Source organism: Streptomyces sp. TRM49041 (assembly GCF_008271805.1).
In the GTDB taxonomy this organism is placed as follows: Bacteria; Actinomycetota; Actinomycetes; order Streptomycetales; family Streptomycetaceae; genus Streptomyces.
In genome coordinates, this window is the sequence record NZ_VSRY01000152.1 from 77,137 (window position 1) to 101,473 (window position 24,337).

The 24,337-nt window shown below is 71.9% G+C and carries 19 protein-coding genes and 2 tRNA genes; 17 read left to right on the top strand and 4 right to left on the bottom strand.

Annotated features, from left to right (window positions below; translation table 11 throughout):
- Positions 1-24: 24 nt before the first annotated feature.
- The 7 genes from FVS66_RS35195 (at position 25) to FVS66_RS23395 (ending at position 4,540) form a co-directional block, all read left to right on the top strand.
- Complete coding sequence (locus FVS66_RS35195) at positions 25-189, top strand: hypothetical protein (protein ID WP_187645661.1); 165 nt, start codon at positions 25-27, stop codon at positions 187-189.
- A 52-nt stretch (positions 190-241) separates the two neighbouring features.
- Complete coding sequence (nadD, locus tag FVS66_RS23370) at positions 242-862, top strand: nicotinate-nucleotide adenylyltransferase (protein ID WP_149183157.1); 621 nt, start codon at positions 242-244, stop codon at positions 860-862.
- Positions 863-881: 19 nt separating this feature from the next.
- Positions 882-2,711: an LCP family protein gene (locus FVS66_RS23375; RefSeq protein WP_149183158.1), complete on the top strand. Its 1,830-nt coding sequence runs from the start codon at positions 882-884 to the stop codon at positions 2,709-2,711.
- A complete protein-coding gene (gene rsfS / locus FVS66_RS23380; protein ID WP_399226125.1) occupies positions 2,711-3,247 on the top strand; it encodes a ribosome silencing factor in 537 nt (178 codons plus the stop codon). Before FVS66_RS23375 ends, rsfS begins: the two co-directional genes overlap by 1 nt.
- Positions 3,244-3,897, top strand: coding sequence for a histidine phosphatase family protein (locus tag FVS66_RS23385; protein ID WP_149183159.1), 654 nt, complete (start codon positions 3,244-3,246; stop codon positions 3,895-3,897). The genes rsfS and FVS66_RS23385 overlap by 4 nt, the downstream gene beginning before the upstream one ends.
- A gap of 73 nt (positions 3,898-3,970) precedes the next feature.
- Positions 3,971-4,043, top strand: a tRNA-Ala gene (locus tag FVS66_RS23390).
- Positions 4,044-4,306: 263 nt separating this feature from the next.
- Positions 4,307-4,540 (top strand): hypothetical protein, encoded by a 234-nt coding sequence (locus FVS66_RS23395; protein WP_030494108.1) that lies wholly within the window; start codon positions 4,307-4,309, stop codon positions 4,538-4,540.
- Here the strand turns inward: FVS66_RS23395 and FVS66_RS23400 are convergent.
- Positions 4,519-5,838 carry a glycosyltransferase 87 family protein gene (locus tag FVS66_RS23400; RefSeq protein WP_149183160.1) on the bottom strand — a complete coding sequence of 440 codons (1,320 nt, stop codon included), beginning with the start codon at positions 5,836-5,838 and terminating at the stop codon, positions 4,519-4,521. The two genes, FVS66_RS23395 and FVS66_RS23400, sit on opposite strands and share 22 nt — an antisense overlap.
- 143 nt (positions 5,839-5,981) lie before the next feature.
- Here FVS66_RS23400 and FVS66_RS23405 point away from each other — a divergent pair.
- Positions 5,982-6,054: transfer RNA gene (locus FVS66_RS23405), tRNA-Ala, on the top strand.
- A 56-nt stretch (positions 6,055-6,110) separates the two neighbouring features.
- On the opposite strand, the gene FVS66_RS23410 is transcribed toward FVS66_RS23405, so the two are convergent.
- Together FVS66_RS23410 and FVS66_RS23415 are read right to left on the bottom strand one after the other, a co-directional pair.
- A complete protein-coding gene (locus FVS66_RS23410; protein WP_149183161.1) occupies positions 6,111-7,691 on the bottom strand; it encodes an NADH-quinone oxidoreductase subunit NuoF family protein in 1,581 nt (526 codons plus the stop codon).
- The gene (locus FVS66_RS23415; RefSeq protein WP_262387162.1) at positions 7,688-8,998 is read right to left on the bottom strand and encodes a hypothetical protein; all 1,311 of its coding nucleotides are present in this window, start codon (positions 8,996-8,998) and stop codon (positions 7,688-7,690) included. The genes FVS66_RS23410 and FVS66_RS23415 overlap by 4 nt, the downstream gene beginning before the upstream one ends.
- Before the next feature lie 428 nt (positions 8,999-9,426).
- On the opposite strand from FVS66_RS23415, the gene leuS reads away from it, so the two are divergent.
- The 7 genes from leuS to holA all read left to right on the top strand — a co-directional run bounded on the left by leuS (position 9,427) and on the right by holA (position 19,425).
- Entirely contained in the window at positions 9,427-12,294 is a 2,868-nt protein-coding gene (gene leuS, locus FVS66_RS23425) for a leucine--tRNA ligase (protein ID WP_149183163.1), read from the top strand.
- Between the two features lie 128 nt (positions 12,295-12,422).
- A complete protein-coding gene (locus FVS66_RS23430) occupies positions 12,423-13,295 on the top strand; it encodes a hypothetical protein (protein WP_149183164.1) in 873 nt (290 codons plus the stop codon).
- A gap of 66 nt (positions 13,296-13,361) precedes the next feature.
- Complete coding sequence (locus FVS66_RS23435; protein ID WP_149183165.1) at positions 13,362-14,207, top strand: DegV family protein; 846 nt, start codon at positions 13,362-13,364, stop codon at positions 14,205-14,207.
- Between the two features lie 393 nt (positions 14,208-14,600).
- Positions 14,601-15,320, top strand: a complete 720-nt coding sequence (locus tag FVS66_RS23440) for a helix-hairpin-helix domain-containing protein (protein WP_399226129.1) — start codon at positions 14,601-14,603, stop codon at positions 15,318-15,320.
- Positions 15,321-15,505: 185 nt separating this feature from the next.
- A complete protein-coding gene (locus FVS66_RS23445; RefSeq protein ID WP_149183167.1) occupies positions 15,506-17,992 on the top strand; it encodes a ComEC/Rec2 family competence protein in 2,487 nt (828 codons plus the stop codon).
- A gap of 66 nt (positions 17,993-18,058) precedes the next feature.
- A complete protein-coding gene (locus FVS66_RS23450; protein WP_149183418.1) occupies positions 18,059-18,322 on the top strand; it encodes a hypothetical protein in 264 nt (87 codons plus the stop codon).
- Between the two features lie 119 nt (positions 18,323-18,441).
- Complete coding sequence (gene holA / locus FVS66_RS23455) at positions 18,442-19,425, top strand: DNA polymerase III subunit delta (protein WP_149183419.1); 984 nt, start codon at positions 18,442-18,444, stop codon at positions 19,423-19,425.
- Between the two features lie 342 nt (positions 19,426-19,767).
- On the opposite strand, the gene rpsT is transcribed toward holA, so the two are convergent.
- Positions 19,768-20,034 carry a 30S ribosomal protein S20 gene (rpsT, locus tag FVS66_RS23460; RefSeq protein WP_149183168.1) on the bottom strand — a complete coding sequence of 89 codons (267 nt, stop codon included), beginning with the start codon at positions 20,032-20,034 and terminating at the stop codon, positions 19,768-19,770.
- 219 nt (positions 20,035-20,253) lie between these two features.
- Here rpsT and lepA point away from each other — a divergent pair, with 219 nt between their 5' ends.
- Positions 20,254-22,122, top strand: a complete 1,869-nt coding sequence (lepA, locus tag FVS66_RS23470) for a translation elongation factor 4 (RefSeq protein ID WP_149183170.1) — start codon at positions 20,254-20,256, stop codon at positions 22,120-22,122.
- Positions 22,123-22,437: 315 nt separating this feature from the next.
- Positions 22,438-24,327 (top strand): AMP-dependent synthetase/ligase, encoded by a 1,890-nt coding sequence (locus tag FVS66_RS23475; RefSeq protein ID WP_149183171.1) that lies wholly within the window; start codon positions 22,438-22,440, stop codon positions 24,325-24,327.
- Positions 24,328-24,337 lie beyond the last annotated feature (10 nt).

The following is a 24,337-nucleotide window of genomic DNA, read 5'->3' on the forward strand; positions in this document are numbered from 1 at the left end:
CTCCGATGGATAGGTCCGCAGAAGATGAGCAGCCTCCACACCGCCGCCACCCACCTGGTCACGCTCGCCCAGGGCTCCGAGCACGGCGGCAACCACGAAAGCCTCAACCCCTACGTCACCGGTGGCGGCGCGCTCCTGGCGCTGCTGCTGATGCTGTGGGTCACCACCCGCTTCAACCGCGACCGCTGAGTCGGCGCTCGCCGGGACCGGCCGGGCCGTCGTGCCGTTAGGCTCTGCACGCATGGGAGAGCAGGAAGTGCCGAGAAGTCCCGGCAAACGCCGCCTGGGCGTGATGGGTGGGACGTTCGACCCGATCCACCACGGACACCTGGTGGCCGCCAGTGAGGTGGCCGCCCTGTTCCACCTGGACGAGGTCGTTTTCGTACCGACCGGCCAGCCGTGGCAGAAGACCCACAAGACGGTCTCCCCGGCCGAGGACCGGTACCTCATGACGGTCATCGCCACGGCGTCCAACCCGCAGTTCTCGGTCAGCCGTATCGACGTCGACCGCGCCGGTCCCACCTACACGATCGACACGTTGAGGGAGCTGCACTCCCTCAACCCGGACACCGATCTGTTCTTCATCACCGGCGCCGACGCGCTCTCCCAGATCATGCCGGGCTGGCGCAACGCCGAGGAGCTGTTCTCGCTCGCGCACTTCATCGGGGTGACCCGCCCCGGTCATGACCTGTCGGACGACGGCCTGCCCAAGGGCGGTGTCTCGCTGGTCGAGGTGCCCGCGCTCGCCATCTCGTCGTCGGATTGCCGCGCGAGGGTCGCGCAGGGCGACCCGGTCTGGTATCTGGTGCCGGACGGTGTGGTGCGCTACATCGCGAAGCGCCATTTGTACCGGGGCCAGTAAGTCACGGAGAGGGGCACCGGTGAACGACCAGAACAGCCAGTACGACCCGTACTATCCGCCGCAGCCGCAGATCATCGGTTACGACGAGTACGGGCAGCCCGTGTACCAGCAGGCCCAGCAGGCGCCCCAGGCCCAGCCCCCGCATCCCCAGCAGCAACAGGGCTACGGATACGACCCGTACGCCCAGCCCCAGCCGTACCAGCCGTACCAGCACGGCCAGCAGGACCAGCAGAATCAGCCGTACCAGAACCAGCCCTACCAGGGGCAGCCGCAAGGCGGCCCCCAGTACGGCTACGACCAGTACGGCACCCAGCAGTGGCAGGCCCAGCAGGCCCAGCGGGCCCAGCAGGCCCCGCGGGCGCCCCAGGCCCCGCACCCGTCCCCGCCCCAGCCCCCCGTGCAGCCCGGCCCCGGGGCCGGGCCCACGGCCGTACCCGAACAGCGCCGCCCCGCGCCGGGGCAGCAGCACCCCGGCGCGCCCCGGCAGCCGCAGCCCCAGCGGTCACCACAGCGCGACCCCCGCGCGGCAGGCGGGCCGCGCGACCCCCGCGAGGGCCGGGACTCCCGCGACGCCCGTGACTCGGGCGACTACCGCACCGAGCAGTTCGCCTTCGTCGACGTGCCGGACGAGGAGTCCGAGGACGTCATCGACTGGCTCAAGTTCACCGAGAGCCGCTCGGAGCGCCGCGAGGAGGCCAAGCGGCGAGGCCGTAACCGCGTCGTCGCACTCCTCGTCGTCCTCGCCCTGGCGCTCGTCGGCGGCGTCGGCTACCTGTGGCAGGCCGGGCTGATCCCCGGCCTCTCCAAGGAGGACGCCAAGCAGGGCGGCGCCACTGCCACCGGCCCGCAGAAGCGCGACGTGATCGTCCTCCATCTGCACAGCACCAAGGACGAGGCCACCTCCACCGCGCTCCTGGTCAACAACGCCACTACCAAGCAGGGCACCACCGTCCTGCTCCCCAACGCCCTCGCGGTGGCCAACGACGACGGGACCACCACCACCCTCGGCAAGTCCGTCGAGGACGACGGCTCGTCCGGCACCCGTGAGGCCATCGGCACCCTCCTAGGCACCAAGATCACCGGTACATGGCGGCTCGACACCCCGTACCTGGAGAACCTCGTCGAGCTGGTCGGCGGGATCGACCTCAACACGGACGCGGAGGTGCCGGCCGCCAAGAAGGGCGAGGCGCCGCTCGTGCCCAAGGGTGAGAACCAGACCCTCGACGGGCGCATGGCCGTCGCCTACGCCACCTACCGCGGCTCCGGCGAGTCCGAGACACAGCAGCTCCAGCGGTTCGGGCAGGTCGTTCACGGCGTGCTGCGCAAGATGTCGGACGACCCCAAGAACGCGACCATGACGATCCAGTCGCTCGCGCAGATCCTCGACCCGTCGCTGCCCGACAAGGACCTGGGGGCGTCCCTCGCCAAGCTGGCCGAGCACGCCAAGACCGGCGCCTACAAGACGGCGCTGCTGCCGGTCCAGGGCGACGGTCGGCTCACCCAGGACGCCACCAGGAGCGTGGTCAAGGACATCCTCGGCGGCTCAGTCAGCGCTCCCGGGCAGGGCGCCGTGGTCCGTGTCGGCGTCCGCGACGCCAGCGGCAACGACGACGCCATGGAGGCGGCGCGGATCGTCCTGGTCAACGGCGGCTACGCGGTCATCGACGGAGGCAGCGCGGACGGTGCGGAGAACACCTCCGAGGTCCGCTACGGCGAGGCCGCGCAGAAGGCCAAGGCCGAGGAGGTCGCAAAGACCCTCGGACTGCCGGACCGCTCCGTCCGCAAGGGGGAGCCGTCCACGAACGCCGACGTCACCGTCGTACTCGGCAAGGATTACAAGGTCAAGTAATGGTTGTCGGGCTGTCGGCGGCACGTGAGACCCTTGAGGTGTCCTTGACCGCCGACGAAAGCCTGCATGTGACCGCCACCGACCGATCCATCGCGCTTGTGAACGCCGCCGCCCAGGCGGCCGCCGACCGGCTCGCGCACGACATCATCGCGTACGACGTGAGCGACGTGCTGTCGATCACCGACGCATTCCTGCTCGCCTCCGCGCCCAGCGACCGCCAGGTCAAGTCGATCGTCGACGAGATCGAGGAGCGGCTGAACAAGGAGCTCGGGGCCAAGCCGGTGCGCCGCGAGGGCGACCGCGAGGCCCGCTGGGTCCTCCTGGACTACGTCGACATCGTGGTCCACGTCCAGCACAGCGAGGAGCGGGTCTTCTACGCACTGGAGCGGCTCTGGAAGGACTGCCCGGAGCTGGCGCTGCCCGAGGACGCCAGGAAGACCCGCGGCAAGGCGGCGGAGCACGCCCAGCTCAGCGGTGCCGACGGCGCCGGCCCCGAGGGCCTCGCCGGTGACGGGATGGACGGTGAGCTGCGCTGAGCGGCACCAAGGGCGGCAGGGGCCGCCGTATCGTCCTCTGGCGCCACGGCCAGACCTCCTGGAACCTGGAGCGCCGCTTCCAGGGCAGTACGGACATCGAGCTCACCGATACCGGCCTCGCCCAGGCACGCCGGTCCGCCCGGCTGCTCGCCGCGCTCAAGCCGGACGCGATCATCGCCTCCGACCTGAAGCGGGCGGCGGCCACGGCGGCCGAGCTCGCCGCGATCACCGGGCATCCCGTCGGCCATGACTCCGCGCTCCGCGAGACGTACGCGGGCGTGTGGCAGGGCCTGACCCACGAGGAGATCCTCGCCCGGTACGGCGACGAGTACCGCGCCTGGAAGCGTGGCGAGCCGGTCCGGCGTGGCGGTGGCGAACTGGAGAGCGAGGTGGCCGACCGGGCCGCTCCCGTGGTCCTGGAACATGCCGAGAAGCTGCCCGAGGAGGGCACCCTCGTCGTGGTCAGCCACGGTGGGACGATCCGCACCACCATCGGCCGGCTCCTCGGCCTGGCGCCGCACAGCTGGGAGAGCCTCGGCGGGCTGTCGAACTGCTGCTGGTCCGTGCTGGGCGAGGGCGCGCGGGGCTGGCGGCTGCTGGAACACAACGCCGGCACGCTCCCCGAGCCGGTCCTCGGCGACGACGACTGACCCGGATTTCACTTTCCGGCAGGTGACAGGCTAAAGTTCTTCTTGTTCGCAGCGCGGAGCGCGAAGAACACGAGGGGCTATAGCTCAGTTGGTAGAGCGCTTGCATGGCATGCAAGAGGTCAGGAGTTCAATTCTCCTTAGCTCCACAGTCAAGGATCCCGTCCCCGCAAGGGGGCGGGATTTCTGTTTCCGTACCCCCTCCACCAGCCTCCAGCACCGTCCTGGGATGTCGCTGGGACGGCCGCCGGGGCCGGACGGCCGACCCCGCTGCCGCCCGTGCGGCGCCATGGCAGAATCGGACGGCCGGAGGGGGCGACGAACCGGACGGGAGGGATTGCGCGCGATGGCCGCCAGCAGATTCGAGGGACCCGCCGTCTGCCCGTCCTGCGGCCACAGCTGGAGCTGAGTGATGGGTGCACACAGGCGGAAGTGCGACTGGTGCGGCAGTGGTACGCCGATCGTTCGCGACATGGACCCGGTCAACCCGGACTACCAGTACTGGTGCGAGGAGTGCGCGCGGGCGCTGATCATAAAGGGCGACCCCATCGAGACGTACCGGGAGCTCGAGGGGGAACCGATCTACGGGCGTCTCCTCGACGAGCACTGCACCCTCAAGCGCTTCTACTCGTTCGCCACGGCCTGAGGCCGCCCCCTGCCGCGCAGTTCCCTGCCGCGCCGCCCCCTGCCGCGCCGCCCCCTGCCGCGCAGCTCACGGAGGGCCGGCACGGCGAACGAGGCCAACAGCGCGAGCCCCAGCAGGGTGTAGAGACCGGACAACAGCATCTGCCAGCCGTTCTGGTGCAGTTCGAGCCGTATCGGGGCAGGGGCGTGCGGAACCCACCAGAGCGAGAACGACGCGAACACCAGCCCCGTGGCGACCGTCCACACCGGCCGTACGCGGGTCGCCAGGAGTATCAGTGTCGGCACACACCACACCCAGTGGTGCGACCACGAGATCGGGCTCACGAGCAGCGCCGTCGTGGCACACGCCACCACCGCCACCGGACGGTCCCCCCGCAGCGCCGCCAGCACCGCCACGGCGAGCCCCGCCGCACCCACCAGAGTCGCCGCGACCAGCCACCACAGCCCCGGGTCGGTGGTGTGCAGCAGGCGCGCCAGGACCCCGCTCAGCGACTGGTTGGCCGTCTCCTCGGTGCGGCCGACCCGGCTCGTCTGGAAGATCATCTCGGTCCAGAAGCGGCGCGAGTCGTACGGCAGGACGACGGCGGACACGACCGTCACCACCAGGAACGCCATGGTCGCCCGCACTCCCCGGCGCAGCCACTCGTTCCACCAGGGCGCCCAGCCGCCGCTACGCGCGCGTGCCACCCCCACGACGAACAGCAGCACCACGAAGAGGCCCGGTGTGAGCTTCACCGCAGTGGCCAGGCCGATGCCCACGCCGGCCCAGCGGCTGTCCCCGCGGCGTGTGAGATCCCACATGACCGCCGTCGCCGTCAGCAGGTTGATCTGGCCGTACCGGAACGTCTGCCACACCGGCTCGCTCCACACCAGGACCGCCGCGATCCACAGTGCCGCCCCCGGCCGCTCCCAGAAGGCGCCGCCGCGGAGGTTCCCGGCCCCCGGGCCCGACGTCACGAGCCGCAGCGACAGATGCACCAGCGCCACCAGCAGAAGGAGATTCCCCAGCGTCGCCAGTGCGCGCATCTCCGGGACGCCGACCAGCGTCAGCGGCGTGAACAGCAGTGCGGCGAAAGGCGGATACGTCGTCGGCAGGTTCGCCGAGGTGGCCCGCATCGCGTACAGATCGCCGGCCGCCAGAACGGTCTCTCCCTCGGCCCGGTAGACCGACAGGTCGAGCATCGAGACGTTGGCGGCGCGCTGCGCGGCCCAGAAGGCCACGAACGACAGCAGGCAGGCTCCCAGGGCGGCCAGTGGCAGGCTCCGGAGGCGGGTTTGTGCGGTCACGGTCACGGTCACGTGGGCCGACGCTACCTGCCTCGGTGCGGGCGGGTCGGGGGTACGGACAAACGATTTGGTGAATGGCCGGGGGGACCGTGTAATGTTCTCCGTGTCGCCGCGAGGGAGCCCCAAGGGAAACCGAGCGAGGCGGCACACAGCAAGGGGCTATAGCTCAGTTGGTAGAGCGCTTGCATGGCATGCAAGAGGTCAGGAGTTCAATTCTCCTTAGCTCCACAGCACAAGAAGGCGGGCCATCCGAATCGGATGGCCCGCCTTCTCCGTGTGCGGCCTCAACTCCTGCCGCTGCCCAGGGCCTTCCGGTTCGGGGCGGGCAGGGCGGGACGCTCCTTCGGCGCAGCCGCCTGCTCGAGGCGGAGCGCCAGCGCGGGACAGCGCCGTACGGCGCGCTGCGCCCGCCCCTGCAGATGTGTGGGCACCGAGGTGTCCGCCAGCACCGGGAAACCGTCCGGGCCCATGCGGATCAGCTCCGGCACGATGTCCGCGCACAGTCCGTGTCCCTGGCACAACGTCCAGTCCACGGCCAGCCGCTCGCCGCTCGGGATGGACTCCTCGACGTCCTGGTAACCGGGGCCGGGCAGCGGCAGCACACCCGTCGTCGGGCGGCCGCAGCCCCCGTCCAGCACATGCGCCGCCAGATCGTCCGTGAACGCGGACAGCGTCGAGGCGAAGAACCGGGCCGAGCCGTCCGGGTGCTTGCACGCGCCCCGGCCCTTCACGGCCTGCACGACCTCCCGCAGCGCCTCCAGCGCCGCCGGTCCGCCCCCGTTCAGTACGTCCGAGAGGCCGCCCGCGGCGGCGGGCAGGCCCAGTCGGCACGGCCCGCACTGCCCGGCCGTCTCCGCGGCCAGCCAGTTCGCCACACGCTGCGCCTCGCCCAAGGGGCAGGTCTCCGGGCCGATCGGGAGGATCGCCCCCGCGCCAAGGGAGCCGCCCACGGCCGCCAGGGACGCGCGCGACACCACAGCGTTGTCCACAGCCGCCGCGTCGATCCAGTTGCCGTGGTAGCCGCCCGTCAGCACGCCCTGGGGAAGCTGCGGCGCACCCGCCAACTGCAGCACGTAGCGCAGCGGGACGCCCGTCGGGACCTCCACCACCATGGGGCGGGCGACCGCGCCGGACAGCGTCAGCAGCACCGTGCCCGGCTCGCCCTCCAGACCCGTGTGCGCGTACCGGTGGGCGCCGATCCGGGCCGCCACCGCGAGCTGTGCGAACGTCTCGGCGTTCGAGAGCAGGGTCGGCGCGCCCCCCACGCCCGACTCCGAGGCCCGCTCGCGGCGGCCCGGCGGCAGCGCGGGGCCGCCTCCGATCGCGCGGATCACCGAGGACGCCTCACCGGACACCATGCGCTCCGGCGTACGCACCACGCGCGCGCGCAGCTGCTGTCCGCGCCGGTCGGACAGACCCCGCTCGGCGAGCGCCGCGCGGATGGAGATCTCCGTCGAGTTCCGGGTCACCGCGACGACCAGGGTGCGCGCACCGAGCGCCTCCGCCGCCAGCAGCGCACCGTCCAGGATGAGATGCGGCGCACGGTTGAGGAGCACCGTGTCCTTCCGGCACGCGGGTTCGCCCTCACTGCCGTTGACCACGACGACGGGTCGCACCCCCCGACGTATCGCTGCCTCCGCCACGGCCCGCAGCTTCTTCCCGAACGGGAAGCCCGCGCCGCCGCGGCCGCGCAGGGAGACCTCGTCGGCGAGGCGTGCCAGCCGCTCACCGGCCATGGGCTCAAGGGGGCCGTGCACCTTCAGGTGCATGGCCAGGTCCAGCCGTTCGATCAGGTCGAAGCCCTGGGTGAGCTGGGGGAGGCCGACGACACGGACCTCGGGTACGTCGGGCAGAGGGGCGTTCACGGGCGGTCTCCTGCGGGTGCGGTCCAAGGCTCGCCGGCGGGCGGGCGCTGGAACTGGCCGGGCGTCGGCTCGGCGGCGCTGCCGTACGAGGACGGCTGCTGGGCGGTGTCGTAAGAGGGCGGGGAGGGAGACGGGGCGTCGGGAGCCGGGTCGGAGGCGTCGTACGCGCGCGGGGCGGGGGACGGAGCGGGCGGTGGCGGCGACGGGGTCGGCCAGTAGCCGGCGCGTACCGTCGGTTCCTCGGTGACGGTCGGCAGCTCCTCCGTCATGGGCACGCGCTCGGCGAACGGGATCTCCTGGGCCGGGTCGGCGGAATCGCTGCCGCCGCCCAGTGACACGGCGCGGTATCCGGCGGCGAGGCCCGCGCCCGCGCCCGCGCCGCTCGGCCGGGGCGGGTCCTCGGCCGGGAGCGCCGTCTCGGGAACGCGTTCGGCCTGGGCGCGCCTGGGCGGCTCCCAGCGTGCCTCGGGCTCGTACGGGTGCGGGCGGGGCGCCTCGGCCACGTCGAACGCCGTCACGCCCGCCGCGCCCGGCAGCGGCGCCATGGCGGGGTCGCGCCGGGCCCGCCGCGCCACCCGCGGAACCGGACCGGCGCCGGTACCGTCCGGGCCGGTCCCGAACAGGGCGAGGACCCGCTCGGCCAGCTCACGCTGCACCTGCGAGGGCAAGAGGCGTACGGAGACGGCCGCGGCTACCGCGGCCAGCGAAGCGCCGTACAGGACGGTCACCCAGGGGGCGGCCGGGCGCCCCGCGTACAGGCCGTGGATCAGGGCCGCGCACCAGGCCGGGTAGGCGAGCATGTGCAGCGGGCGCCAGCGGGCGGCTATGGCGCTGCGTCCCGCCAGGGTGCTGCGCAGTGCGCCGGTCGACGCGACGACCACCATCAGGAGGCCGGCCAGCGAACCGAACCCTATGAGGCCCGCCGAGCCCGAGACGCCGAGCCCGAAGGGTATGAGCGCGCCGATCAGCTCCACATGCCCGAGCGAGACCTTGACCGTGCCGTGCAGGAGGAGGAAACCGAGCGAGGACACGGCCGTCGCACGGTGGACGGCCTGGGCGAGCAGACGCTGACGGGGCGTGAGCAGAAGGCGGTCCGTTGCGACGAGTGCCCACGCCACGGAGGCCGTCAGCGACACGAGGGTCAGGACGCCGGTGCCGAAATCCAGGAACTCGCGGAAACCGTCGCTTCCGCCAATGGCCAGCAGGGGAAGGAGGACAAGGGCGGCCACGTACATGCCGCCCTGTACCGGCCGGCTCAGGCCCGCCTTCTCGGCGGGGGAAGAACGGATCTTGCGATGAGGGGTCATGGGCGACTCCGAATGGTGCGGATGAGGTCCCGTTGGCGCATGCTATGGCCGCGCATACCGGTGAGTACGGCGTTTGCGGGTTTACGGAGGGGACTGACCGACAACTGACTCGGGGGTTGCCCAGGAACGCGCCGATACGCCGAGTAAGCGTTCTCCGCGCGTAGTGCGACGGTCACGCGACAGGCCGTGTCCGCGTGCCGGACGGTGCGGTGCGGCGCGCAGGGGCCCTGCGGTACCCTGACGCCATGCGTGCCGTACGCCTTCTGCTTAGCGAGCCGCGCTGATCAGTGTCGGCGGATGAGAAATCTGTCCGGAATCGGCGCGGCGTCCCCTCCTGTGCGAGGGGCTTTTTCATTTCGCCGCGCTGAAGGAATCAGGGCGCGGCAGCGGCAGCGAGGCAGAGACGATCGATGGAGCTTCAGAGGATCATGACCGAGACGAATTCGGCTGCCGAGACGGCGGCCCCGCATCGTTATACGGCGGCCATGGCGGCCGACATCGAGGCACGCTGGCAGGACTTCTGGGACGCCGAGGGCACCTACGCGGCGCCGAACCCGAGCGGTGACCTGGCAGGGGATCCGGAGCTCGTCGCCCGACCCAAGAAGTTCGTCATGGACATGTTCCCGTACCCGTCCGGTGCCGGACTGCACGTCGGCCACCCGCTGGGTTACATCGCCACCGACGTGTACGCCCGCCACCAGCGCATGACGGGCCACAACGTCCTGCACACCCTGGGCTTCGACGCGTTCGGCCTGCCCGCCGAGCAGTACGCCGTCCAGACCGGCACGCACCCGCGCGTGTCGACCGAGGCGAACATCGAGAACATGAAGGCCCAGCTGCGCCGCCTGGGTCTGGGCCACGACAAGCGCCGGTCGTTCGCCACGATCGACCCGGACTATTACAAGTGGACCCAGTGGATCTTCCTGCAGATCTTCAACTCCTGGTATGACCAGGACACCGGGAAGGCCCGCCCGATCGCCGACCTGGTCGCCGCGTTCGAGAGCGGTGAGCGGCCCGTACCCGGCACCACGCGCGCGTGGAGCGAGCTGACCGCCGCCGAGCGCGCCGACGTGCTGAGCGGGTACCGCCTGGCGTACGCCTCCGACGCACCGGTCAACTGGTGCCCCGGCCTGGGTACCGTCCTGGCCAACGAGGAGGTCACCGCCGACGGCCGCTCCGAGCGCGGCAACTACCCCGTCTTCAAGGCGAAGCTGCGCCAGTGGAACATGCGCATCACCGCCTACGCGGACCGGCTGCTGGACGACCTGGATGCGCTGGACTGGCCCGAGGCCATCAAGCTGCAGCAGCGGAACTGGATCGGCCGCTCCGAGGGCGCCCGCGTCGACTTCCCGGTCGGCGACGACGCGATCACCGTCTTCACCACCCGCCCGGACACGCTGTTCGGCGCCACCTACATGGTGCTGGCGCCCGAGCACGAACTGGTCGAGAAGATCGTCCCGGACGCCTGGCCGGCCGGCACGCAGGCGCTGTGGACCGGCGGCCACGCCACCCCGGCCCTGGCCGTCGACGCGTACCGAAAGCAGGCCGCCGCCAAGTCCGACGTCGAGCGGCAGGCCGAGGTCAAGGAGAAGACCGGCGTCTTCACCGGCGCGTACGCCGTCAACCCGGTCAGCGGCGAGCAGGTCCCCGTCTTCATCGCCGACTACGTCCTGATGGGCTACGGCACCGGCGCCATCATGGCCGTCCCGGCCCACGACACCCGCGACTTCGCCTTCGCCCGCGCCTTCGACCTGCCGATGCGCTGCGTCGTCGAGCCCGGGGACGGCCGCGGCACCGACACGGCCACGTGGGACGACGCGTTCGACTCGTACGACGCCAGGATCGTCGCGTCCGCCAACGACGATGTGTCCCTGGACGGGCTGGGCGTCGTCGACGCCAAGACGAAGATCACGCAGTGGCTGGAGGCGCGCGGCATCGGTGAGGGCACCGTCAACTTCCGGCTGCGCGACTGGCTGTTCAGCCGACAGCGGTACTGGGGCGAACCCTTCCCGATCGTCTACGACGAGGACGGCATCGCCCACCCGCTGCCCGAGTCGATGCTGCCCCTGGAGCTGCCCGAGGTCGACGACTACGCGCCGCGTACCTTCGACCCCGACGACGCCGACACGCAGCCCGAGACCCCGCTGTCCCGCAACGCGGACTGGGTCCACGTCACCCTGGATCTGGGCGACGGCCCCAAGAAGTACCGCCGCGAGACCAACACCATGCCCAACTGGGCCGGTTCGTGCTGGTACGAGCTGCGTTACCTGGACCCGCACAACAGCGACAAGCTGGTAGACCCGGACATCGAGCAGTACTGGATGGGCCCGCGCGACGGCATGCCGCACGGCGGCGTCGACCTGTACGTGGGCGGCGCCGAACACGCCGTACTGCACCTGCTGTATGCCCGGTTCTGGTCCAAGGTCCTGTACGACCTGGGGCACGTCTCGTCCGCCGAGCCGTTCCACAAGCTGTTCAACCAGGGCATGATCCAGGCGTACGTGTACCGCGACGCGCGCGGCATCGCCGTCCCGGCCGCCGAGGTCGAGGAGCGCGACGGCGGCTTCTGGTACCAGGGCGAGAAGGTCAGCCGGGTCCTGGGCAAGATGGGCAAGTCCCTGAAGAACGCGGTCACCCCGGACGAGATCTGCGCCGAGTACGGCGCCGACACGCTGCGCCTGTACGAGATGGCCATGGGCCCTCTGGACGTGTCCCGGCCGTGGGACACGCGCGCGGTGGTCGGCCAGTACCGGCTGCTGCAGCGGCTGTGGCGCAACATCGTCGACGAGTCGACCGGTGCGGTCACCGTCGCCGACACCGAGCCCGACGAGGACACGCTGCGTGCCCTGCACAAGGCCATCGACGGTGTGTCCCAGGACATGGCCGCGATGCGCTTCAACACGGCCATCGCCAAGATCACAGAGCTGAACAACCACCTGACCAAGGCGGGCGGCGCGGTGTCCCGCCCGGTCGCCGAGCGGCTGGTGCTGCTGGTCGCGCCGCTGGCCCCGCACATCGCCGAGGAGCTGTGGCGCAAGCTGGGCCACACCGACTCCGTCGTCCACCAGGACTTCCCCGTCGCCGACCCGGCGTACGTGGTCGACGAGACCGTGACCTGCGTCGTCCAGATCAAGGGCAAGGTCAAGGCGCGGCTGGAGGTCTCGCCGTCCATCACGGACGCGGAGCTGGAGGCGCTGGCCCTGGCCGAGCCCCTGGTCGTCACCGCCCTGGGCGGTGCGGGCATTCGCAAGGTGATCGCGCGGGCGCCGAAGCTGGTCAACATCGTCCCGGCGTAATCGGGCACGGTGCGTCACCATGTGACGTCCCCGGGTTTCTCCCTACGGGCAGGTTGGGGGTTCGATGGAACCCCCAACCTGCCCGTGGACGTTTACCGTGGAGAGAACAACGACATCGAGGGGACCCCATGACAGCCGCGATCCTGATCCTGGCGTTGCTCTTCGTCGCCTTTGTCGCGCTCGGTGTGTATGTGAGCGTGAAGGTCGTCGGGGCCGCCAAGCGCGGGGTCGACCGCACCATCCACCAGGCCCGGCGCACAGTCGAGGACACCACGCTGCGTGCGAAGAGCTACGGGCAGGGCGGCGTCGTGGGCGAGCTGGCACAGCTGCGGCTGTCCCTGCGTACCTCGATGCGGGCCACGCAGGACGCTCTCGAGGCGCACGTGGGGGAGGACGCCTCGCTCCAGGAGTCTCTGGAGCTGTTCCGGCGGCTCAGCGCCCACGGGCACGAACTGGACGACGACCTCAAGCGGATGGAGCGGGACCCGGACCGGGCCAGGGTCGCAGAACGGCTCGACGAGCTGCGGGAGCGTACTCGGCGGGTCACGGAGTCTGCCGACTCGCTGCGCTGGGCGGCCAGGGACCGGGCGCAGAACTTCGCCAAGGACGACCTGGACACACTGAGTGCGCAGATCGACGTGGAGGCGGGCGCCCTGCGCCATTGGACCGAGTCCGGGGCGGCCGAGCCCGGGGCGGCCGCGCCGCGTGTGTCCGAGCCCGGGGCGCCCGGGCCAGGGGTGGCCGGGCCGGGGATGGCCGGGCCGGGGCGGTCGGCGGCGTCCGGCGCGTCCCAGCCGCATCGGGACCGCACACAGGTGTCGTGGCCGGAAGTGCCGACGGCGCAGGGGGCCGACCAGGTCTGGCCGGCCGAAGCGGATGCCGAGCCGGACCGGCAGACGGACGAGGCCGAAGGCGGCCGACGGGCGATCACCGCGCGGGACCCCCGCCTGGAGAGCGGCTACCCGTGGCAGAAGTCGGCAAGGCCCGAGACAACCAACTGACCGTGTCACACCCGTGGGACGGGGCCGGGCTGCCCTCGGGTGTCGCCTGGAGGTAACCTCCGGGTCATGTCCCGCCATGTCGCGATCGTCACTGATTCCACGGCCTATCTGCCGCCGCAGACGATGGAGCGGCACGGTATCACCGCGGTGCCGCTGACGGTCGTCCTCGGTGACCAGGCCCTCGAAGAGGGCACCGAGATCTCGGCCCGCTCGCTCGCCCAGGCGCTGCAGAAGCGACGCTCCGTCACCACGTCGCGGCCCAGCCCTGAGATGTTCGCCGCCCACTATCGCAAGGTGGCCGCGGCCGGCGCCGACGGCATCGTGTCCCTCCACCTGTCGGCCGAACTCTCCGGCACGTACGAGGCGGCGCTGCTCGCCGCCCGGGAGGCGCCCGTGCCCGTTCGGGTCGTCGACACCCGGATGATCGCCATGGCGCTCGGCTTCTGCGCCGTGGCGGCGGCCGAGGCCGTGGAGACGGGCGGCAGCATCGACGAGGCCGTGGCGGCGGCCGAGAAGCGAGCGGCCGGGACATCCGCGTACTTCTACGTCGACACCCTCGACTATCTGCGCCGCGGCGGCCGCATCGGCGCGGCCCGCGCCCTGCTGGGCTCGGCGCTGGCCGTGAAACCCCTGCTGGAGCTGGTCGGCGGCCGCATCGAGCCCCGTGAGAAGGTCCGCACCGCCTCGAAGGCCATCGCACGGCTCGAGGAGATCGCGGTGGAACGGGCCGGCAGCGGCTCCGTGGACATCGCCGTGCACCACCTCGCCGCGGCGGAACGGGCCGACACACTCGCCGGACATCTGCGGGAACGGGTCGAGGGGCTGACCGAGCTGCACGTCAGCGAGGTCGGCGCGGTGATCGGTGCGCACACCGGGCCGGGGCTGCTGGGAGTAGTCGTCTCACAGCGGTGAATTCACCCGGGCGGGTGGCCGGGTTTTCCACAACTTCCGTGTTATCCACGGAAATAAGCTCCCCTCAGCGGACTTGGGTGGATGCGTCTACCGTGCTGTGGCATGACGACTCGAACACACTCCGTAACGACGGTAGCGGCATCACATCGTCCGGCCGCGACGAGCGGGCCGGGCCGGGCCCGGGGCTCCGACGGCCGCGGGCGCGTCCGGGCAGGCGGCGGCCGGACACGAGGACGACACCGCGCCGGAAGCCGGGACGCGGCGGCACGCGCCACTGTTCCCGCGTCCGCGCTGCGGCGCAGGGCGGACGCGCTGATGGCGGGCACGGGCCCGCCGCCGGAGCCCCCACCGGCACGGCGGCAGGCACCGAGTGAGCCCCTGGAAGCCCCGCCCGTGCGGTCCGCCGCCGGAGCGCGTGAGCGGTGGCGGCTCGCGCTGCGGGACCGGTTACCGGTGTGGGTGCAGCTGCGGTGCGGGCTGGAGCGCCGGACGCTGGGCGCGCTGGCCGTCGTCCTGGTCGTGGGCGCGGTGCTCGCCGGACGGCACTTCTGGGCGGGCCGCCCCGAGGCCGTGAGCGCCCCCGAGGTGGTCGGACGCGGTGTGCCCGCGGCGACCGCGGCCGCGGCTCCGCCGTCGTCCGGGCGGCCGCCGAAGACCGGTTCCCCGCCGCCTGTGGTCGTCGTCGACGTGAGCGGCAAGGTACGGCGCCCGGGCGTGCTGCGGCTGCCGGTGGGCGCCAGGGTCGTGGATGCCCTGCGGGCGGCGGGAGGCGTCCGCCCGGGCGCGGACACGACCGGGCTGAACCGGGCGCGCGTCCTGATGGACGGCGAACATGTCCTGGTCGGCCTCCCGGCCGCGGCCGCGGCGGCGGGCGCCCTGCCGGTGGCCGCCGGCCAGGCTCCTGGCGGCCCCGGCGGCGCGGGACCGGTCAGCCTCAACACCGCGACGGCCGAGCAGCTGGACACACTGCCCGGCGTCGGACCGGTCCTCGCCCGCCACATCATCGACCACCGCACCCGGCACGGGGGCTTTCGCTCGGTCGACGAACTGCGCGAGGTCCGCGGCATCGGCACCCGCCGCCTCGCCGACCTCCGTTCCCTTGTACGACTATGACGCTCGGACAGGACTCACCGGCCGATCCGGGCGGGGCGCCGCCCGCCACGTCCACGGTGGCTCCGACCCACCGCGCGGCGCCATCGGCCGAGCCCCGCCCGGAGGAACCGGCCGATCGGGGAACAGCGGCGGGCGCCGCACCCGGCCAGGTGGTGCCCGCCACTCCCCGTGCGGGAGCGGAGCCCGTGCCCCGGGCCGCGGTGCATGCCGCGTCGGGGCATCGGCTGGGGGCTGCGAACCCTCGGCAGGAAGGCCCCACCGATCTGCGGCTGGTGGCGCCCGCCTTGGCGGCGTGGGGTGCGGCGGCGCTGGCGCTGGGAGCGCCGGGGCGGTGGACGGTGACCGGGGTCGTCCTGTGCGGGGCCGTGGCCGTACTGGTCCTCGTGAGCGGCTGTCGGCGGCGGCGGAACGGCGTCGCGTGTGCCGCGGTGTTGCTGTGCGCCGTGACCGGGGCCGTGTCGGCAGGGTTGCACGGGGCCGATCTGAGGCGGGGGCCTGTCCCGGGGCTGGCGCGGGAGCACGCGAGGGTAGTCGCCGAGGTGAGGGTCACCTCGGATGCGCGACCCAGCGTCCCGCGGGTGCGCGGCAACCGGGCGGCGCCCGCCTCCGTGGTCCTGAACGCGGAGGTGACGCGGGTGACATCGTCCGACGGGGCAGTCACCCGGGTCCGTACGCCCGTCCTGCTGATCGCGCGGGTGGGGGAGCGGGGGCAGTACGGCGACGCCTGGCTGCGGCTGTTGCCGTCCACGGGGCTCCGCGCGGCAGGGCGATTGGCGCCTCCGCACCGGTCCGGTGACCCCTTCGCGGCCGTGCTGTACGCCGACGCGGGGCCCCCGAGGATCACCGGCCCGCCCAGTGCTCTGCAACGCACGGCCGGGGAGCTGCGGGCCGGGCTGCGCGAGGCGACCGGCGGGCTGCCGGCGGACGCGAAGGCCCTGCTGCCGGGGCTGGTCGTCGGTGACACGTCCCGGGTCCCGCAGGACCTGCGGGCCGCGTTCGAGGCGACGGATCTGACTCATCTTCTGGCCGTGTCCGGGAGCAACTTCACCATCGTGCTGTTGCTGCTCATCGGGCCCGCGGGTACCGCGCTCAGGGCAGAGCGCGGGGGGCTCGCGCCCCGGCTGGGCATCTCGCTGCGGGGCACGGCGCTGCTGGGCGGTGCCCTCACGCTCGCGTTCGTGGTGGTGTGCCGGCCCGAGCCGAGTGTGCTGCGGGCCGCCGCGTGCGGGCTGGTCACCCTGCTCGCCATCGGGACCGGACGCCGTCGGTCACTGATCCCGGCGCTGGCGGCGGCGGTTCTGCTGTTGGTGCTGTACGAGCCGTGGCTCGCGCGGAGTTACGGGTTCCTGCTCTCGGTCCTGGCGACCGGCGCGCTGCTGACGATCGCCCCGCGCTGGAGCGCCGCGCTCCAGGCGCGCCGGGTGCCGCCGCGCCTGGCGGAGGCACTGGCCGCGGCGGCGGCCGCGCAGGTGGTGTGTGCCCCGGTGGTGGCCGTGTTCGCCGCGCGGGTCAGCCTGGTGGCGATCCCCTGCAACCTGTTCGCCGAGCTTGCGGTGGCCCCTGCGACGGTGCTGGGGTTCGCCGTGCTGGGCACGGCGCCGGTGGCCATGCCCGTGGCCCGGCTGCTGGCCGAGTGCGCGGCCTGGCCGGCCGGGTGGGTGGCGTCCGTCGCCCGTGCGGGAGCGGCGCTGCCCGGCGCGGAGGCGGACTGGCCGGGAGGCTGGCGGGGCGGGCTCCTGCTCGCGGCCGTGACCGCGGGGCTGGTTTTTCTCGCGCGGCGGCTGCCGTACCGCCCGTGGGTGGCGGTCGGCTGCGCCGTGGTGCTGCTGGTGGCGGTGGTGCGGCCGACGCCGCTCACCCGGATCGCCACCGGGTGGCCGCCGACGGGCTGGGTGTTCGCGATGTGCGACGTGGGCCAGGGGGATGCCACGGCCCTCGCGGCGGGGGACGGCACGGCGGTCGTCGTGGACGCGGGGCCGGACCCGGAGCCGGTGGACCGGTGCCTGCGGGACCTGGGCGTGAGCCGGGTGCCCCTCGTGCTGCTCACCCACTTCCACGCCGACCACGTCGCCGGGCTGCCGGGCGTGCTGCGCGGCCGGTCCGTCGGGGTGATCCAGACGACGGGGCTGCACGACCCGCCCGCTCAGGCGGCGTTCGTGCACCGGACAGCTGCGGTCGCCGGTGTGCCCGTGGTCCGCGCGGCGGCCGGGGAGCGGCGCAGGACCGGGTCGCTCGACTGGCAGGTGCTGTGGCCCGCGGCCGTACCCGGGCGCGCGCCCGAGGAACCCAACGACGCCAGCGTCACCCTGCTCGTCCGCACCCGCGCAGGCGTGAACCTGCTGCTCCTCGGCGACCTGGAGCCGCCCGCCCAGCGGGGCCTGGCCCGGGCGTATCCCGCCCTGCCGCGCGTGGACGTCCTCAAGGTCGCCCACCATGGCTCGGCGCACCAGGACCCGGGGCTGCTCCGCAGGGCCAGGCCTCGGCTCGCCCTGGTGTCCGCCGGCCGGGACAACCCGTACGGCCACCCCTCACCGCGTACGCTCGGCGCCCTCCGGGACGCGGGCGCGGCGGTGCTGCGGACCGACCGCGACGGCGCCATCGCGGTGACCGGGTCGGGACGCGACCTCCGTGCGGTGGCCCGACACCCTCCGAGGGGGCCGGACGACCGCTGACCCGTGCCGGGCGGACCTGGACGTTCGTCCCGTATCGGGGGGTTGAAGAATGGTGCCGTGAACGCAGTGAACGAAGAGAACGGCGTCGGCCACGTCACGCATGTGCTGGTGCTGCCCGACCGGGGCGCGGCGGAGGAGGCCGCGGAGGCGCTCGCCGGCCGATTCGGGCTGCCCGAGGAGCCCCAGCTGGTGCGGGACGCCCTGGCCGGCGAGGACGACGCCGAGGACGCCCAGTGGCTCGTGGTGGTCGAGGACCCGGACGGCGAGTTTTCCGCGGCCGAGCTGGACGAGTTCGCCGCCGAGTGGGACGGGTGGCGCGAGGAGCCCTAGCAGACCCGGGAGCCCTACGAGGTGCTGGGATGCCGGGATGCCGGGACGCCGGGGTGCCGGGCGCGGCCGGGTGGGCGCTGTCGGTGGGGGTGTCAGTGGGCCGTGGGATGCTGGTCGCGATGGCACCCAAGAACTCCACCGACGACCTCCTCGCCCCCGTGACCCTCGCCGTGGGCCAGGAGGACCTTCTGCTGGACCGCGCTGTCCAGCAGGTCGTGGCGGCGGCCCGCGCCGCCGACGCCGACACGGACGTCCGTGACCTGACCGCCGACCAGCTCCAGCCCGGCACCCTCGCCGAGCTGACCAGCCCGTCGCTCTTCGCCGAGCGCAAGGTCCTGGTCGTGCGCAACGCACAGGACCTGTCGGCGGACACCGTCAAGGACGTCAAGGCGTACCTGGCCGCGCCCGTCGAGGAGATCACGCTCGTGCTCCTCCATCCGGGCGGCGCCAAGGGCAAGGGGCTGCTGGACGCTGCCCGGAAGGCGGGCGCCCGGGAGGTCGCGTGCCCGAAGACCACCAAGCCGGCCGAGCGCCTGACCTTCGTACGGCAGGAGTTCCGGGCGCTGGGCCGGTCGGCCACGCCGGAGGCGTGCCAGGCGCTGGTCGACGCGATCGGCAGCGATCTGCGTGAGCTCGCCAGCGCGGTCGCACAGCTCACCGCGGATGTCGAGGGCACCATCGACGAGTCCGTCGTCGGCCGGTACTACACGGGCCGGGCGGAGGCGTCCAGCTTCAACGTCGCGGACCGGGCGGTGGAGGGGCGCGCGGCCGAGGCCCTGGAGGCGCTTCGCTGGTCGCTCTCGACCGGGGTCGCGCCCGTGATGATCACCAGCGCACTGGCGCAGGGGGTACGGGCCATCGGCAAGCTGTCGTCCGCGCGCGGCGGCCGTCCCGCCGACCTCGCACGCGAGCTGGGCATGCCACCCTGGAAGATCGACCGGGTGCGGCAGCAGATGCGCGGCTGGACCCCGGACGGTGTCGCCGTTGCCCTGCGCGCGATCGCGGAGGCCGACGCGGGCGTCAAGGGCGGCGGGGACGACCCGGAGTACGCCTTGGAGAAGGCCGTCGTCACCATCGCCCGAGCCGCCCGCTCCCGCCGCTGAGGGGCGAGCCGCGGAACGCCGAGCCGCAGAACGCCGAGCCGCGCGACGCCGAGCCCCGAGCGCCCGCCGCCGCCCCCCTGCCACCCCCCCCGAACGCAGGCACGCCGAAGGCCCCGGCGTCCGTTCTGGGGAAGAACGGGTGCCGGGGCCTTCGGGTCACGATGGTGAGCTCGTACCCGCGTGGCGAACGCAGGCCGCGTACAAGCTCGGGGGTGCCGGTCAGGAGCGGATGAGAGGGCCCGCTGGGTCCCTTCCGGCGATCAAGTCTTCCGTCCGTTCCCCAGGGCGTCAGCCCGGGGGAGTCCGGCCGGTTCCGGGGGTCACCCCGGGACTGCGGGAAGCTCAGCCCTGCAGGGCGGCAACCTTGGACGCCAGCGCCGACTTCTTGTTGGCGGCGGCGTTCTTGTGGATGACGCCCTTGGAGACAGCCTTGTCGAGCTTGCGGGACGCCTCGCGAACGGCCACGGTGGCCTTCTCGACGTCGCCGGCGGCGGCGGCCTCACGGGCCTTGCGGATGGCGGTCTTGAGCGACGACTTGACGGCCTTGTTACGCAGGCGCGCCTTCTCGTTCGTCTTGTTCCGCTTGATCTGGGACTTGATGTTCGCCACGAAAGAGCCTTTTCAGGTTCGTAAGGATTTCTCGATCCGTGTCACGCTGCTTGAGAGGGCCACGAGACACAGCTGCCCAGGCTACCAGCAGCCCTTCGAGCGGCCCAAACCGAGCGCCCGTCGCCGTCCGTGGGACCATGGAACCTACGTATCGATCCGCCGTCGACCCGAGCAGAGACACCGGCGTACGCCCGGCAGTCTCGAGAATCAGGACCCTGCGTGCCCGCGACCCCTATCCACGTGCCCGAGCCGAGCCGTACCGACCCGGCACTGATCCGCAACTTCTGCATCATCGCGCACATCGACCACGGCAAGTCGACCCTTGCCGACCGGATGCTCCAGCTGACCGGCGTGGTCGAGCAGCGGCAGATGCGCGCTCAGTATCTCGACCGCATGGACATCGAGCGCGAGCGCGGCATCACGATCAAGTCCCAGGCCGTCCGTCTGCCCTGGGCCCCCACGGAGGGCGAGGACCAGGGGAAGACCCATATCCTCAACATGATCGACACCCCCGGCCACGTGGACTTCACGTACGAGGTGTCCCGTTCGCTCGCCGCCTGCGAGGGCACGATCCTCCTCGTCGACGCGGCCCAGGGCATCGAGGCGCAGACCCTCGCCAACCTCTACCTGGCGATGGAGAACGACCTCACCATCGTCCCGGTCCTCAACAAGATCGATCTCCCGGCCGCCCAGCCCGAGAAGTTCGCCGAGGAGCTCGCGAACCTCGTCGGCTGTGAGCCCGACGACGTCATGCGTGTCTCCGCCAAGACGGGCCTGGGCGTCGAGGCGCTGCTCGACCGCGTGGTCAAGGACATCCCGGGCCCGGTCGGCGTCGCCGACGCCCCCGCCCGCGCGATGATCTTCGACTCGGTCTACGACTCCTACCGCGGTGTCGTGACCTACGTCCGTGTCGTCGACGGGCAGCTCAACAAGCGCGAGCGCATCCGCATGATGTCGACCGGCGCGACCCACGAGCTGCTGGAGATCGGCACGAACTCGCCGGAGATGCTCGCCGCCGACGGACTCGGCGTGGGCGAGGTGGGCTACCTCATCACCGGTGTGAAGGACGTCCGCCAGTCCAAGGTCGGTGACACGATCACCACCCTGTCGAAGGGCGCCACCGAGGCGCTCGGCGGCTACAAGGACCCCAAGCCGATGGTGTTCTCGGGCCTCTACCCGCTCGACGGCTCCGACTACCCGGAGTTGCGCGACGCCCTCGACAAGCTCCAGCTCAACGACGCGGCCCTGGTCTACGAGCCCGAGACCTCCGCCGCGCTCGGCTTCGGCTTCCGCGTGGGCTTCCTCGGCCTCCTCCACCTCGACGTGATCCGCGAGCGCCTGGAGCGCGAGTTCGGCCTCGACCTGATCGCCACCGCGCCCAACGTGGTCTACCGGGTCCTGATGGAGGACGGCACCGAGCACACCGTCACCAATCCGAGCGAGTTCCCCGAAGGCAAGATCAGCGAGGTGTACGAGCCGGTCGTCCGTGCCACGATCCTCGCCCCGTCCGAGTTCATCGGCTCGATCATGGAGCTGTGCCAGGCCCGCCGGGGCTCCCTCCTCGGCATGGACTACCTCTCCGAGGACCGCGTCGAGATCCGCTACACGCTCCCCCTCGCCGAGATCGTCTTCGACTTCTTCGACCAGCTGAAGTCCAAGACCCGCGGTTACGCCTCCCTCGACTACGAGCCCACCGGCGAGCAGACCAGCTCGCTCGTGAAGGTCGACATCCTGCTGCACGGCGACAAGGTGGACGCGTTCTCCGCGATCACGCACAAGGACGCGGCGTACGCGTACGGCGTGCGGCTCGTCGCCAAGCTCAGGGAGCTCATCCCCAGGCAGGCGTTCGAGGTGCCCATCCAGGCGGCCATCGGCTCCCGGGTCATCGCCCGCGAGACCATCCGCGCCATCCGCAAGGACGTCCTCGCCAAGTGCTACGGCGGCGACATCTCCCGTAAGCGGAAGCTGCTGGAGAAGCAGAAGGAAGGCAAGAAGCGGATGAAGATGGTCGGTTCCGTGGAGGTCCCGCAGGAGGCCTTCATCGCGGTGCTGTCCAGCGACGAGTCCGCCGGCAAGGGCAAGAAGTAGCACCCCCCACCGCACCAAGCGGGCGGCCCGGTCGCCGGACCGCAGGCGCGCGCCCGGAGCGTGCTCGATGTGCGGAAGCGCCCGTTCGGATGACGGACGGGCGCTTCCGCCCTTTCACGAAGGGGGCACAGTCGTTATGAACCGGGTATGAACCACGAGGCCGTAGCCCCTTACGCGGCGGACGACCGCGCTCTACCCTGATCCCGCTCGGTGGTTACTCGCGAGTTAAACAACCCGCCGTTGAACCCGCTTTTCACGCAGCAGCGAAACAGCCCGCACGACGTGCGGCACCTGCCAGGCCCGCCGGAGGACGCCGTGAGCGACACACAGACCCAGATCGAGAACCGGCCGCCATCCGTGGCGAGCCTCTTCCTTGAGCGCGTGGCGAAGACCCCGGACGCGGAGGCATACCGCTACCCCGTGCCGTCCCCCACCGGTCAGGGCCCCGACGACTGGAAGTCGCTGAGCTGGGGCCAGGCCGCCGATCGCGTGTTCGCCATGGCGGCGGGGCTCGTCGACCTCGGCGTACAGCCCGAGGAGCGCGTTGCGCTCGCCTCCGCCACCCGCGTCGAGTGGATCCTGTGCGACCTCGCCGTCATGTGCGCGGGCGCCGCCACGACCACCGTCTACCCGCAGACCAACGCCGAGGAGTCCGCGTACATCCTCGCCGACTCCGAGAGCCGCGTCCTGATCGCCGAGGACGCCGCGCAGCTCGCCAAGGCGCGTGAGCGCCGCGCCGACCTGCCGAAGCTGCACCATGTCGTCGTGATCGAGGCCGCGGCCGCCGAACCGGCCGAGGGCGACCCCGAAGGCTGGGTCCTCTCCCTCGCCGAACTGGAAGAACGCGGCAAGGCGTACCTGGAGAAGCACCCCGAGGCGGTCAAGGAGCGCGTCGCGGCCATCACCGCCAACCAGCTCGCCACACTGATCTACACCTCCGGCACCACCGGCCGCCCCAAGGGCGTGCGCCTCCCGCACGACAACTGGTCGTACATGGCCAAGGCCATCGCCGCGACCGGGCTCGTCCGCGAGGACGACGTGCAGTACCTGTGGCTGCCGCTCGCGCACGTCTTCGGCAAGGTGCTCACATCCGGGCAGATCGAGGTCGGGCACGTCACCGCCGTCGACGGCCGTATCGACAAGATCATCGAGAATCTGCCGGTCGTCCAGCCGACGTACATGGCCGCCGTACCGCGGATCTTCGAGAAGGTCTACAACGGGGTCGCCGCCAAGGCCCGGGCCGGGGGCGGCGCCAAGTACAAGATCTTCCAATGGGCGGCGGGTGTGGCCCGCGACTACGCCAAGGCCACCCAGGACAACTTCCGCCGCACCGGCCAGGCGACGGCGCCCTTCGGCCTCACCGCCAAGCACAAGATCGCCGACGCGCTGGTCTACTCCAAACTGCGGGACGCCTTCGGCGGGCGGCTGCGCGCCGCCGTCTCCGGTTCGGTCGCGCTCGCGCCCGAGATCGGCTACTTCTTCTCCGGCGCGGGCATCCACATCCTGGAGGGGTACGGCCTGACGGAGTCCAGCGCGGCCAGCTTCGTCAACCCGGGAGAGGCGTACCGCACCGGCACCGTCGGCAAGCCGCTGCCCGGCTGCGAGGTGCGCGTCGCCGACGACGGCGAGATCCTGCTGCGCGGGCCCGGGATCATGGAGGGCTACCACGGGCTGCCGGAGAAGACCGCCGAGGTCCTGGAGCCGGACGGCTGGTTCCACACCGGTGACATCGGTGAGCTGTCCGCGGACGGATATCTGCGGATCACCGACCGCAAGAAGGACCTCTTCAAGACCTCCGGCGGCAAGTACATCGCGCCGACCGAGATCGAGGGCGGTTTCAAGGCGGTCTGCCCGTTCGTCTCCAACATCGTCGTGCTCGGCGCCGACCGGAACTTCTGCTCCGCCCTCATCGCCCTTGACGAGGCCGCGCTGCTGGGCTGGGCGAAGGATCACGGGCTCGGTGGGAGGCCGTACGCCGAACTCGTGGCGACCCAGCAGGTCAAGGACCTGATCCAGGGGTACGTCGACCGGCTCAACGAGGGCCTGCAGCGCTGGCAGACGATCAAGAAGTTCCGGCTGCTGCCGCGCGACCTCGACGTCGAGCACGGCGAACTCACTCCGAGCCTCAAGCTGAAGCGGCCGGTGGTGGAGCGCGAGTACAAGTCCCTCATCGAGGAGATGTACGAGGGCGCGCGCGAGGCGTGACGCGAGGGGG

Excerpts from the sequence above, each read along its gene's own strand:
- FVS66_RS35195 (WP_187645661.1), top strand. The coding sequence starts at position 25 with ATGAGCAGCCTCCACACCGCCGCCACCCACCTGGTCACGCTCGCCCAG.
- nadD (WP_149183157.1), top strand. The coding sequence starts at position 242 with ATGGGAGAGCAGGAAGTGCCGAGAAGTCCCGGCAAACGCCGCCTGGGC.
- rsfS (WP_399226125.1), top strand. The coding sequence starts at position 2,711 with ATGGTTGTCGGGCTGTCGGCGGCACGTGAGACCCTTGAGGTGTCCTTG.
- FVS66_RS23395 (WP_030494108.1), top strand. The coding sequence starts at position 4,307 with ATGGGTGCACACAGGCGGAAGTGCGACTGGTGCGGCAGTGGTACGCCG.
- FVS66_RS23415 (WP_262387162.1), bottom strand. The coding sequence starts at position 8,998 with ATGACCCCTCATCGCAAGATCCGTTCTTCCCCCGCCGAGAAGGCGGGC.
- leuS (WP_149183163.1), top strand. The coding sequence starts at position 9,427 with ATGACCGAGACGAATTCGGCTGCCGAGACGGCGGCCCCGCATCGTTAT.
- FVS66_RS23430 (WP_149183164.1), top strand. The coding sequence starts at position 12,423 with ATGACAGCCGCGATCCTGATCCTGGCGTTGCTCTTCGTCGCCTTTGTC.
- FVS66_RS23435 (WP_149183165.1), top strand. The coding sequence starts at position 13,362 with ATGTCCCGCCATGTCGCGATCGTCACTGATTCCACGGCCTATCTGCCG.
- holA (WP_149183419.1), top strand. The coding sequence starts at position 18,442 with ATGGCACCCAAGAACTCCACCGACGACCTCCTCGCCCCCGTGACCCTC.